Raw genomic sequence first — 13,780 nt, forward strand, 5'->3', positions numbered from 1 at the left:
TTGTAATTTTGCCATTATCGATCGAGTCTCAACATCAATGCAAAGTAAATTACTGCTGCCCGTTGCTCTCTTAAGCTTTGTCCTGATTGGAGCTTTTGGCTGGAAGCTTCACCAAGACAAGGAGCGAGTCTATCAATTTACACTGGCCACGGGAACAAAAACTGGGAATTATTACCCTTTCGGACAGGCACTTGCTGATGTCGTCGCGAAACACAATCCGCGCATCCGCATTCAAGTTATTGAAACTCAAGGTGCTGAGGAAAATATGCGGAAGCTTGAGTCGAATGAGGCTCAGTTAGCGATCGTACAAAACGATACGGCTGCGGTACCTTCTGCTCGGGTAATAGCTTCGTTGTTTAAGGAAGTTTTTCATTTAATTGTTTCCGAACAGTCGGGTATTAAAAGTATTTCGGATTTAAAAGGCAAACATATTGCACTGATGACTAAAGGCAGCGGTTCTTACAGTTCTTTTTGGTTTATGAGCGAACATTATGGTTTTAAAAAACAGGATTTTATATTTACTTCGACTTCTTGGACAGAGGCTAGTAAATTATTTAGTAATGGGGAGGTTGATGCTATTTTTAGGGTAATTCCTCCCGGCAGCGATTTGGTTAGAAACTTGCTGCAAAATACGGAGGGAAAGCTAGTGCCTATCGACCAAGGAGCTGCGATGAAAATCAAATTACCTTATCTGGCAGCGGATCTGATTCCGAAGGGTACTTACAAAGCGGATCTGGCTGTTCCCGATACAGATTTGGCGACCGTGGGAGTGCAGGCTACTCTGTTGGTTCGGAAGGATGTCGATCCGAAGATCGTGCGGGAAATTACGCGGATTTTGTTCGAGTACCGCCGCAATTTGGTAGCTGCTAATTCGCTGGCCGCAATGATTAGTCAGCCTGGAGAGAGTGGGGGTTTGGCTTTGCCCCTACATGACGGCGCTCAGGCTTATTACGATCGCGAAAAACCGGATTTTTGGGCTGCTAATTCCGATCTTATGGCTTTATATTTATCTATCGGAACGCTTTTCGCCTCTTGGCTTTGGCAGTTGCGCTCGCGCTTTGTAGAAAAACAAAAAAATCAAGCCGATCAGTTTAATTTGGCGATTTTAAGTTTGATTCAAAAAATTCGTCAAGCGAAAACTTCGCATGAAATTGATTTGTTGCAAGAAGAGTTATTTGAGATTTTTAACCAGGTGATTGTAGATTTGGACGAAGATCGGATTGATTCTGATTCTTTTCAATCTTTTACTTTTACTTGGGAAACTGCTATAAGAATTGCGCGCGAGCGAGAAAAGATGTTGCGGGAGTTGCGGCTGGCTTCAGATAGTGTGTGATTGATTGTGATAGACATATAGCCTTTACCAAAAAGATGAGGTATGTTGTTGGGATGGGAGCCCTCTTGAAATTTGTGACATAGCAAGTTATACCAATTTCGGTAAATATAAGGTATGTTGTTGGGATGGGAGCCCCAAGAGCGCTTTCATCGCAACTACGTACCAAGAAAGGTATGTTGTTGGGATGGGAGCCCCAAGAGCGCTTGCATCGCAACTACGTACCAAGAAAGGTATGTTGTTGGGCCCCGGCCCCAAGAGCGCTTTCATCGCAACTACGTACCAAGAAAGGTATGTTGTTGGGCCCCGGCCCCAAGAGCGCTTTCATCGCAACTACGTACCAAGAAAGGTATAGCCTTTCTCAAAAAGATGAGGTATAACAGACAGTTTGCAAAACCAGTAAACTCAGAGGGCTAAAGCCCAACAACGTACCTCATCTTTCTGATAACCGCTATATGTTGTTGGGCCCCGGCCCCAAGAGCGCTTTCATCGCAACTACGTACCAAGAAAGGTATGTTGTTGGGATGGGAGCCCCAAGAGCGCTTTCATCGCAACTACGTACCAAGAAAGGTATGTTGTTGGGATGGGAGCCCCAAGAGCGCTTTCATCGCAACTACGTACCAAGAAAGGTATGTTGTTGGGCCCCGGCCCTCTTAAAATTTGTTAGATAGCAAGTTATATCAATTTCGGTTGTACTGTCAGGTGATGTTGAATGTTAACTATTAACTGCTAATTGTTTACGTTTTAAAGAATACCGATGCAACCGGAAACGATATAATGTATCTATCAATCAACAACATGACGAGTTTCGTGCAGGGCTTTGTGATAGATAGAATTTTCAGTGATAATTGAGTATTGCCTTTCCTGATACACTGTAGCGCTGTTTGTCAGGTGCGTCGCTGTAAGATTATCGATATTTCTTTGGGAATTTTCGAGGGCGACGCACCCTACGACTGTTCCATCGCAATTATTTAAGCACGCTCCATCTAACGCACCCTACAATAATTTAGGTGAGACAAAACCTAGGTGTTTCCAAGCAGCGGCTGTGGCAATTCTGCCCCGACTTGTTCGCTGCAAAAATCCGATTTGCATTAAATAAGGTTCGTACACATCCTCAATTGTTTGAGTGTCTTCTCCTGTAGAAGCTGCGAGGGTTTCTAAACCCACGGGGCCGCCGTTAAAGTTTTCGATCATTGCTGTCAAAAGTGACCGATCTGTCCAATCCAAACCTAGCGGATCGACGTTGAACAATTCGAGGGCGACGGAGGCAACTTCGGCGTCGATTGGCTTTAATTTTTTGACTTCGCTGTAGTCTCTGACTCGGCGCAGCAAGCGGTTGGCAATCCGGGGTGTGCCGCGAGCTCGGCGGGCAATTTCTTCGGCTCCTTCTGGGGTGATTTGAGTGTCGAGAACTTGGGCGCTTCTTTGGACAATTAAACTGAGTTCGTCTATTTCGTAATATCGCAGTCTTTGGATTAAGCCGAAGCGATCGCGCAATGGAGATGTCAGCGATCCAACTTTTGTGGTTGCGCCTACTAAGGTAAAGGGTTTCAGCGGAATGCTGCGGATTTTGGCGCTTTTTCCTTGACCGATCGTAATGTCTAAGCGGCAGTCTTCCATCGCTGGATAGAGGATTTCTTCGGTAACTTTAGATAATCGGTGAATTTCGTCGATAAACAGCACGTCGCCTGCTTTCAGGTTGATTAGCAATCCGACAATATCTCGCGGTTTTTCTAGGGCTGGGGCTGTGGTGATTTTGCATTCAACTTCCATTTCTGCTGCTAAAATTAGCGACATTGTGGTTTTGCCCAATCCCGGTGGGCCGTACAGTAACAGGTGATCCATCGGTTCGCCGCGGGATTTGGCTGCTGCAATTGCGATCGCCAAAACTTCTCTCAAGTCTTTTTGCCCGATGTATTCAGCTAACCGCTGGGGCCGGATTTTGTCTTCTTGTTTGCTGTTGATTTCGTCGGGTAGTTCTTGCGATTCTAGTAGCGATTCCGTCTCGGGTTTGACGGCTTTTTTCCGGGGTGCCGGGGCTATGTCTTCGGGTAGATTTGGGTCGGGTGGTTGTTGTTTGGAGGAGATAATTGCCATAGTTATTTGCGATCGGGCAATGGGAATTGTTTACAATTGTGAGCGGAATCATTACCAGTATTGAGTTCGTTATGAGTATTCCATCTTCTTTATTAGCCTCGGAAAGCATAACTTTTGAGGGGGCGATCGAGCTGACTCAATCTTTACTAGCCAAAATTGAGGCCGATTCCCTACGGGATAGCTACGCTTCACAACTTTCAGAGGCCCAGATCGAGCAAGCAGTGGCTTCTCTGGTGAAAACTATGAACGGTGCTCGGGGTTTTTTTGTTACTTATCTGACGGACGAGGGACAGGTGGCAGACAGGCCTTCACCCGGAGCGATCGAGGCGCTGCGATCGGCTCCTGAGATCGTAGCAGAACTGCTGGTGAAAAATTTGGCGATGTCGTCGGCGATGGTTGTCTATCATTCGCGCCATCAAAGCGAGGAAAGAGCGGCGGGTTCTGCTAGAGTGCAGGGGCGATCGCGCAATTTGATTCAAATTCTGCAAATGCCGGCCTGTCAAACTATAGCGTCGGAAATGCTAGCAAATTTGCAGGATGCCAGCGGCGAGTACCAGGAATTTTTTGAACGCTGGGGCTACGACGACGAGCAAAAAATGGCGATACGCTCAGCAGTGAGTGAGGCGATCGGCTAAAATAACCAGCGACTGCCTTCGCCGAAGCGGCAGATGCTTGATCAAAGCGGCGGGGCTGTGGAATAATTGCGGTTTAGCAAAGGCTGCACAATCGTAGCTGGAGTTGATTTAGGTGTGAAGGTTAGTGAACGAGGGCGAAAAAATTGCTGAGAACGGTGAAAGGAGTTGCCCAAAAAGCCCGATCGGCTCGCGGCAGGATGCCCGCAAGCAGCCAACGGTGGACAAAGCTGAATCTGCTGGCAACATTAGTGCGCCGGGACTTGGAATCTCAATACAAAGGCTCCATTCTGGGCAATTTGTGGCCGCTGCTCAATCAGCTATCCCAATTGGTGATTTACACTTATGTATTCTCGATCGTCCTCAAGGTAAAGCTCCAACTTGCAGGGTTCCCCGAAAACAGTGACATTACCTTTGGAGTCTGGCTGTTTGCAGGTTTATTGCCTTGGAGTGCCTTCACCAGCGGTTTGATTAAATCGGGAGTATCCGTGGTGGGGCAGCCAAATTTAGTCAAAAAAGTGGTATTTCCCCTCGGTTTGCTGCCGCTAGTGCCGATTTTGACCGCTTTTATTGAAAGTTCTCTCGGTTTAGCAGCTTTGATTTTGATCGTAGCAGTGTCCACGCAAAAGCTTAACGCTACTTTATGCTTGCTGCCACTGGTTTGGGCGCCTCAGTTGCTGCTAACAGCCGGCTTGGGATATTTGACAGCGGGCTTGACAGTGTTTTTGCGAGACATTCCTCAGACATTAGGTGTTATTCTAAATTTTTGGTTTTATTTGACGCCGATCGTCTATCCAGCATCAATCATCCCTGAAGAATGGCGATCGTGGATATTTTGGCTCAATCCAATGGCCGCCATCTCCGAAATTTACCGGGATTTGATACTGCTTGGAGAAGTCAAGCATTGGGGCGAATGGGGCGTCGCCACCCTGATTTCTGCTGCTGTATTTTGTGCAGGTTTTGCCGTTTACCGCCGTTTGCGCCCCGCTTTTGCTGACGTGCTGTAAACTTATTTGAGATCGCAAGTCAATCTAAAATCTAAAATTCCAATAAAGGTTTGTAGTGAGGACTTTAGTCCTCATAAAAATCTGAGGACTAAAGTCCTCACTACGAACCTATTTTTAGTGAGCGGACATAATATCAATCTAAAATCTAAAATCTAAAATCTAAAATCGGATGACAGAAAATGTAATTTCACTAAAAAATGTTTCTAAATGCTTTAAGCGATACGATCGTCCAGGAGACCGCTTAAAAGAAATTATTTACCCTAACAAAAAACTCGCTGACGAATTTTGGGCTCTCCACGACATCAATCTAGAAATTCCTCAAGGACAAACTCTGGGAATTGTTGGGCGCAACGGTTCGGGAAAAAGCACTCTTTTGCAAATAATTGTGGGGACGCTGACGCCCACCACCGGCAGCGTGGATGTGAAAGGACGAATTTCCGCTTTGTTGGAACTTGGAAGCGGATTTAACCCGGAATTTACCGGGCGGCAAAATGTATTCTTCAACGCTCAAATACTGGGATTCAGTCAAAAAGAAACTGAAGCAAAGTTTGATGAAATAGCTGCTTTTGCTGATATTGGAGATTTCATCGAACAGCCAGTCAAAACTTATTCCAGCGGTATGTTTGTCAGGCTGGCTTTTGCTGTTGCGACTAGCGTCGAACCGGATATTTTGGTGGTTGACGAAGCACTTTCGGTAGGTGACGAAGCTTTTCAGCGCAAGTGTTTTGCCCGCTTGCAAAGCATTCAAGAAGGTGGCGGCACGATTTTATTTGTCTCTCACGCTGCTACTTCGGTGGTGCAACTTTGTACGTCAGCAATTTTAATGGATAGCGGAGAATTGCTGCTCGCTCACACGCCGAAGGTGGTAATTTCTAAGTATCAAAAGTTGATCTATGCAGATCCAGATAAAGTGTTGGGGCTGAAGTCAGATATTCGATCGCTAAATCAACTCACAAAGCAAGAAAGTGACAACAATCTTCAGGATGCTAATTTAGAAAGCACAAAGACGGAGGTGAAAGCGGAGCAATATCACTCGAAATCCCAGGAACATTATGATGAATTTTACGATCCGGGGATGATACCGTCGAATACGGTAAGGTATCCGTCTCGCGGAGCGGAAATTATCAACCCCCACATCGAGACTCGGTTGGGAACTGTGGTAAATCACTTGATTGGTCGTCAAGATTATGTTTACACTTACTCTGTCACTTTTTCACGGTCAACTTCCAAAGTGAGGTTTGGAATGTTGATTAAAACGATTAGCGGTTTTGAGTTAGCTGGTGCTTCTTTAAAGGCTTCCAGTCAGTCGGTTAGGTATGTGGAAGCGGGAACGACAATTGTCGTGAAGTTTCAGTTTAAATGTTTGCTAAATCCTGGGGTTTATTTTTTGAATGCGGGGGTTGTGGGAACGGTAGATGAGGATTTAACTTATCTGGATCGCTGCGTTGATGTGGCGATGTTTAGAGTTCAGTCTTGTACAGAGTCCTGCGGTAACGGCATCGTTGACTTGCTGATAGAACCGTGTTTAACTGTTGTTAATTCTGATTCTCTGGTGAAAAAGGCGTCAACCGAAGTCATCTAAAATTCTGTGAAAACAATGAGCGAGAGCAATTTAGATTTAGTCCAAAATCCGGTTATCGAAGCATTTATTCGAGAGCAAGCTAAGTTTCCCGAAGATTTTAAACTAAATATCTGCGAAAACGATGAAATGTATTTGTTTGCGTTGAGCAATGTCAAGGACGATCGCGATCGGGCTTTGGTGCGCTATTATTCGCTGGGGCGCCGCATCCTGGATACGGTTAAACAGGTTGTGGATTGGCATTTTGGCAGTTTTGAGAATGTACCGTCTTTTCTAGATTTTGCCTGCGGTTACGGTAGATTTACACGGTTTTTGATTCAGGAAATACCGCCGGAACAAGTTTGGGTTTCTGATATTTATGCTAATGCGGTTAAGTTTCAAACTGAATACTTCGGCGTTAGCGGTATTGTTTCGACTGGCAAACCAGAAAATTATTTAATCGATCGCAAATTTGACTGCATTTTGGCTAATTCTTTTTTCAGCCATATGCCGGAAAGAACTTTTACAAGTTGGTTGCAAAATTTGTACGATTTGTTGACTCCTAACGGCATTTTGATGTTCAGCGTTCACGATGAGTGTTTGCGAGCTCCTAATGTAGAAATGCCTGCTAGTGGTATTTTGTTCAGCGCCTTGAGCGAAAGTCAGTCTTTGGATAAGGAGGAATACGGCACAACTTATGTAACTGAAAAGTTTGTCAGAGAAGTTGTCGATAAAGTTAGCGCAGGTAAGGCTTTTGTTCACCGCATCGAAAAAGGTATATGCAGGTTTCAGGATTTGTATGTTGTCACCAATCAACTATCTAGAGATTTTTCGGAGTTGAAATTCAATCAACACCCGGAAGGATATGTTGATGTTGCTGCTTTTACAAATAAGGAGAATTTGTATCTGGAAGGATGGGCGGCAGATCTGAATGGGGGCGGTAAAATTGAGGATTTGCAAGTGCTGGTAAACGGTGAGTTTGTGCAGAGGTGCGAGCCTTTTTACAATCGCCCGGATGTGGCCGGACACTTTGAAACTGATGTGGCTTTGCAGTCTGGTTGGAACTGTTATTTACCGAAAAATTCTGTTGCGCCGCAGGATGTGTTAACTGTTAAAGCAATCAATAACTATGGTTTGACATGGATTTTGGAAACTTGCACTGTACAATCGCTGGTAAGACAAAAGCAATCGCGCTCTTTATTGGGATCTACTCAACTCAAGCTTCAATTGCTGGAAACTCAGTTAGCTGCGGCTAAGATAGAATGGGAGCAAAGTCAAAGTAAGTTAATGATTACTGAAACTCAGTTAGAAGAATCTCATACTAAGTTAGAAGAAAGTCAAAATCAATTAATTTCAGTTCACTCGCAGTTAGAACAAGCTCAAAGTCTGTTAGTATCTCTGCAAATGCAGTTGGAGAAGACAGAAAATCAGTTGATGAATGTCAAGCAAGAACTACAGCAATCGCAATGTCGAGTTGTGGCTATGGAAAGTAGCAAGTTCTGGAAGCTGAGAAGCACGTGGTTTCATGTCAGGCGAGCGATCGGGTTAGCGGGAGAATAAGAGAAGACCATTTTAGATTTTAGATTGGGGATTGGAGATTGCTAGAGATGATAGACTAAGTGTTGGGATATTACCTAAAGTTGCATTTTGGGGTAAATAGTGTAGCGAGTAAAAATGGTTTGGGAATTAGGGCGAGGGAGAGAAATTGTGAGTATGAATGACAGCAAACCGTCGGTTTTTATTGTTACTGGAATGCACCGTTCCGGTACATCTTTAACTGCTTCTTTGTTTCAGAAAGTCGGAGTTGATATTGGTAAACAGTTGGTGGGCCCGGCGGTGGGAAATGTGAAAGGTCATTTTGAGAATGTTGATTTTGTTGAGTTTCACAAGAGTGTTTTACGATCGCACGGCATAGATGAACTCGGCTGTACGTTTGAACAAACGATTCCGGTAGCAGCGGAATATGTGGAAATTGCCAAACGGGCGATCGACCAAAACCAACAAACTGACAACCATTGGGGCTGGAAAGACCCGCGAACCGCTTTGTTTTGGGATTTTTGGCTAAATTTGCTTCCCACAGCCAATTTCATCTGTGTTTATCGATCGCCCTGGGAAGTCGTCGATTCGCTGTACCGCCGGGGAACCGATGTCAGCTTGCTGCAAAATCCCCAAATGGCTGTAAAAATGTGGGTTCACTACAACCAAAAAGTCTTAGAATTGTACCAACGTTTTCCCGATCGCTGTCTGCTGGCGAACGTTTACCCGATCGGCAACACTCCCGAACTTTTTATCGATCGAGTCAACGAAAAATTTAATGTTAACCTAGGTGCGATACCTGCCGACAATTTTGAAGAATCTTTATTAGTAAACGATATTGTCAAAAGTCACAGACCGAGTTTAATAGAACAATATTTTCCCGAAGCCTTAGAACTATATCAAGTTTTGGAAACCCAAGCTGGCAATCTGGGCAGCGAATCGAATTCTGCCAGCGATAAAATTATTCATTTTCCAGCATCTTCTGTCGGCCCTTTTGAAGATTGGCTAAAAATCCGCTTGCTGGAAAAACAGCAAAAAACCAGCAATTCCGAAATCAAACAGTGGCAAGAAGAATTTCACCAAGCCCAGGCAAAAGTGTTGGGATTGGAGACAGAATTAGGAGAAACTCAAGTACAACTTGCCGGCAAAGAATCAAATTTTCAAGAAGCTTTAGCAAAACTGCTCGGATTAGAAACAGAATTAGGACAAACTCAGGCACAGCTTGCCGGTCAAGAATCGCAATTTCAAGAAGCTTTAACAAAAGTCCTGAAGTTAGAAACAGAATTAGGACAAACTCAGGTACAACTTGCCGGAAAAGAATCACAATTTCAAACAGCTTTAGCAAAAGTCTTGGAATTAGAAGCAGAATTAGGACAAACTCAGGTACAGCTTGCCGGCAAAGAATCGCAATTTCAAACAGCTTTAGCAAAAGTCTTGGAATTAGAAGCAGAATTAGGTAAGAGTCAGGTAAAATACGAAGAAAAAGAATTCAAACTGCAGCAGAAATTAGCTGAGTTACTGTGGATAGAAACTATACAGAGTCAAACTCAAGAAAAATTAAATGAAAGTCGGGAAGACTTAGAAAAGTCGCGCCAGGAAACAGAAAGAGTGCGGGCAGAAATTGAGGCAATCAAAGCTTCTGACTGGTGGCAACTCCGAGAAAATTTGTGGGGTTTTCAGCGCCGTATTCGTGACCTTTTTCCGAAATATATTTTTTCGTTAGACCAACCCACTACTTGGCAAATTAGCGATTCTAATGTCCTAATTGTGGGCTGGGTATTTAACACAAAGATTGAGATTAAAGCAGTGCGTGTCCGAATTGATGACAAAATATTTTCGGGCGTTTACGGCATAGAAAGAAGCGATATAGCGATAGCACATTCTAATATTCCTGCTGCGAGGAAAGCGGGTTTTACTATTGAATTGCAAGCGCCTGCCGGACGGCACGAAGTAATACTAGAAGCCCAAGAAGCAGGCGGAAATTGGCATCTTTTGGCAACTTATCCGCTGTTGGTTTCAACGATTCAAGCATCGTTAGATGTACCCGTGGTGTGGGAACAGCGTCAGGGTCAAATTTTGTTTGCAGGTTGGTGCTGTCACCACGATCGCAAAATTGCTAAATTAAGCTTTGTGTGCGGCGATATTTCTGTAGAATGCGCCTACGGTTTGCGGAGAAAAGATGTCGGCGAAGTGTTTCCCGACTGGGTTAACAGTTCGGAAAGCGGCTTTGAGGCACTTGTCGATTTGCCGCCAGGGGAATGGCACGTGGCGCTGCAAGCTGAGTTAGATACCGGGGAAATTTTGTCTTTTCAAGCGCCACAAGTATTGACTGTGCGGCGCTACCATATTTGGCAGCGAAGTGCTGATAAATTTGAGGAGTTTTCGAGTTTTGTAGAGGCAATCCGGCAGCGGGCGAGGGAGAGAAAACAGCGTCTGGGCAGAATTGTGCCGATGCCTTGGGAAATTGTCAAGGTGATGCGCCAGTTGGGGAAGATTTACCAACAGCAGAAACAGTTGACTGCGCCGGGGGATTTGCTACCTCCTGCGGGTTTTGTGATGCCGAAACCGATTGATAGGTATGACGCTTGGTTGGAGGTGAATCAGTGGAATGTGCGATCGCGCGATTACTTGATTTCTCGGTTAAAATCCTGTGGGGAAGCGCTGCCAAAGATTTCGGTGGTCATGCCAGTGTACAATCCGCAGATAGATTTTCTCGAAAGTGCGATCGACAGTGTAATCAATCAAGTCTATCAAAACTGGGAACTCTGCATCGCTGACGACTGTAGTACCGACGCTACAGTTGCTGACACCTTGAAAAATTGGGCCGAAAAGGACGATCGAATTTGCATCACATTTCGCACAGAAAACGGCAACATCAGCGCCGCAACTAACAGCGCAGCCGCCCTCGCCACAGGCGACATCATCCTATTTTTAGACAACGACGACGAACTAACTCCCGACGCCCTAGGCGAAGTCGCGCTATATTTTGCCACCCATCCAACCACCGATTTTCTATATTCAGATGACGACAAAATCGACACCAAAGGTCGCCGTTTCGCCCCACAATTCAAACCCCAATGGTCGCCAGAACTGCTGCTTTCCTATATGTATCTCGGTCATTTGTGCGCCGTCAGAAAACAGATTTTTGAAGAAATAGGCGGTTTGCGAATCGGTTTTGAAGGCTCGCAAGACTACGATTTTGCCTTAAGAGCAACCGAAATTTGTCGCCACGTCGCGCACCTGCCTCTAGTGCTGTATCATTGGCGAACTGCACCCGGTTCTACAGCCATATCTGGGGCTGCCAAACCATCCAGTTTTGGCGCAGGTCAAAAAGCAATCCAAGACGCACTAAACCGCCGCCAAATCAACGGCAATGTCGCTCAGCACGCCTGGGCTACCAAAGAAAATTTGGGCATCTTTGCCCAGGATTTCCCGGATGACGGCCCGTCAGTAACGGTAATTATTCCTACTAAAAATCAGGTGAAATTGCTGAAAGCCTGTTTGGATTCTCTGGAAACTACAACTTACAAAAATTTTCAAATTGCTGTCATCGACAATGAAAGCGACGATCCGAAAACTCTAGAATATTTAAAGCAATTAACTTGCCAAGTTTTGCGAATCAAAAATCCTGGTGGCAAGTTTAGTTTTGCAGCAATCAACAACCGCGCCGTCGAGCAAGTTGACAGCGAATATGTATTGTTTTTGAACAACGATACTGAAGCAATTAACCCGCGCTGGCTGAGTCAAATGGTGGGATACGCTCAAATTCGTGGCGTGGGTGCAGTCGGCGCGCGACTGTTATATCCCGACGGTAGAATTCAGCACGCGGGAGTAATTCACGGCCTCCATCACGGTTTGGCCGGTCACGCTTTTAAGCTGATGGATAAGGAGAATCGAGGCTATCTTTCTCAAGCGATGGTAACGCGAAATTACTCGGCGGTAACTGCTGCTTGCACGATTACTCCCCGTCAATTGTTCTTAGAATTGGGCGGTTTTGATGAGGATGATTTTGCTGTTGCTTACAATGATGTCGATTACGGATATCGATTGTTAGAACGGGGGTATCGATGTGTATATTGTCCCGATGCGGAGTTGTTGCACAAAGAGGGAACTTCGAGAGGTTTTACTGACAATCCTCAAGAAATTGCGTCTTTTCGACGCAAGTATGCGGGGAAAAATGACAGTTTTTACAGTCCTCATTTGTCCTTAGAAGATGAGTATTTTCATATTCAACCCCGACGGGTTTTTATGAAGGAAGAAGGTTCGGCAACGGATTTTGTAGCGGATGTAGCGGATGTTAATAAGAAGGTTTTCGATTCTGGTTTGTTGGTAGCAGCAGCGGGCAATCTGATTCATCGTGTTAGGGTTTTGATGTGCAGCAATTCGCTGGATTTCACGGGGGCGCCGCTGCATCAGTACGAGATTGCGGTGAAATTGGCGGCTGAGGGTGTGATTTTGCCGATCGTACTTTGCGCCACAGATGGCCCCCTGCGCCAAGCTTACGAACAACAGGGAATTGAAGTAATAGTGCGAAACAATCCCCTCGAACACATCTACCAGCGCGATGCTTACGATGAAGCTATCCGCAGTTTTAGCAAGGAAATTGAAAGTTTAAAAGTAGACGCAATTTATGCCAATACTTTAGAAAACTTCTTTGTAGTTGATGCGGCGCACCAAATCGGAGTTCCGGCGGTGTGGAACGTGCACGAAAGCGAACCTTGGCAAACTTATTTTAACAGGTTTGGTTCGGAGATTGCGGCGAGAGCTTTGGAATGTTTCCGCTTTCCTTACAAGTTAATTTTTGTGGCGGATGCAACGCGGGACAGGTATTTGCCTCTCAACAGCCACCACAATTTTACAGTGATTCACAACGGCTTAGATTTGAGCAAACTGGAAAATTCCGAGAATTCAGAAGATGCTAGAAACACTTTAGGTGTGGCAGCAGAAGATGTGGTATTGTTGCTGCTGGGAACTGTTTGCGAACGGAAAGGCCAGCAAGATTTAGTTCAAGCGCTTTCACTTTTGCCTGAGAAATGGCACAATAAGATTAGGTGTTTCATTGTGGGCGATCGGCCGAGTATTTACAGCAATAAATTAGCCGAGATGGTGAACGCATTGCCGGAAGAGTTGCGACAAAGGGTGACAGTAGTCCCGGAAACTGGGGAACCAGGAAAATATTACAAAGCGGCGGATATTTTTGTTTGCACTTCTCGTGTCGAAAGTTTTCCGCGAGTGATTTTGGAAGCGATGGCCTGCGATTTACCAATTATTACATCGCCAGTTTTTGGAATTAAGGAACAAGTGAGGCCGGGAATTAACGGTTTGTTTTATACGCCGGATCGTCCGGATCAATTACTGGCAGCTTTGATTAGTTTGTTGGAGGATAAATCTTTGCGCCAGCAGTTGGCGGGAAATGCTAAATATGTCTTGGATTCACTGAATACTTTTGAGGAGATGACTCAAGCTTATGCAGACATTTTCTGCGAAGCATATTTCAGCAGTCATTAATTAATTGGTAATATCAAATCTGGCTGTACCGGAATTATTAAACCACAGAGAACACAGAGGACACAGAGGGAGAGAATGGAGAGATGAATTATTCCAATTAAGACCGGATTTG

General features: G+C 45.0%; 7 protein-coding genes. 6 read left to right on the forward strand and 1 reads right to left on the reverse strand.

The features are described from left to right. The first annotated feature begins 37 nt into the window (after positions 1–37). A complete protein-coding gene (locus QZ918_RS02455; protein ID WP_293330655.1) occupies positions 38–1,333 on the forward strand; it encodes a TAXI family TRAP transporter solute-binding subunit in 1,296 nt (431 codons plus the stop codon). A 993-nt stretch (positions 1,334–2,326) separates the two neighbouring features. Here QZ918_RS02455 and ruvB read toward each other — a convergent pair. Continuing rightward, a complete protein-coding gene (gene ruvB / locus QZ918_RS02460) occupies positions 2,327–3,427 on the reverse strand; it encodes a Holliday junction branch migration DNA helicase RuvB (protein WP_293330657.1) in 1,101 nt (366 codons plus the stop codon). 71 nt (positions 3,428–3,498) lie between these two features. Between ruvB and QZ918_RS02465 the strand changes: the two genes are divergently transcribed. The 5 genes from QZ918_RS02465 (at position 3,499) to QZ918_RS02485 (ending at position 13,668) form a co-directional block, all read left to right on the forward strand. Continuing rightward, positions 3,499–4,062 carry a sll1618 family protein gene (locus tag QZ918_RS02465; RefSeq protein WP_293330659.1) on the forward strand — a complete coding sequence of 188 codons (564 nt, stop codon included), beginning with the start codon at positions 3,499–3,501 and terminating at the stop codon, positions 4,060–4,062. Positions 4,063–4,217: 155 nt separating this feature from the next. Continuing rightward, positions 4,218–5,066, forward strand: a complete 849-nt coding sequence (locus QZ918_RS02470) for an ABC transporter permease (protein WP_527250380.1) — start codon at positions 4,218–4,220, stop codon at positions 5,064–5,066. Between the two features lie 169 nt (positions 5,067–5,235). After that, positions 5,236–6,648: an ABC transporter ATP-binding protein gene (locus QZ918_RS02475; protein WP_293330661.1), complete on the forward strand. Its 1,413-nt coding sequence runs from the start codon at positions 5,236–5,238 to the stop codon at positions 6,646–6,648. A 15-nt stretch (positions 6,649–6,663) separates the two neighbouring features. Next, positions 6,664–8,184: a methyltransferase gene (locus tag QZ918_RS02480; protein ID WP_293330663.1), complete on the forward strand. Its 1,521-nt coding sequence runs from the start codon at positions 6,664–6,666 to the stop codon at positions 8,182–8,184. A 114-nt stretch (positions 8,185–8,298) separates the two neighbouring features. Further along, positions 8,299–13,668, forward strand: a complete 5,370-nt coding sequence (locus QZ918_RS02485) for a glycosyltransferase (RefSeq protein ID WP_293330665.1) — start codon at positions 8,299–8,301, stop codon at positions 13,666–13,668. Positions 13,669–13,780: the final 112 nt, after the last annotated feature.

This window comes from Microcoleus sp. CAWBG58 (genome assembly GCF_020883045.1).
In the GTDB taxonomy this organism is placed as follows: Bacteria; Cyanobacteriota; Cyanobacteriia; order Cyanobacteriales; family Microcoleaceae; genus Microcoleus.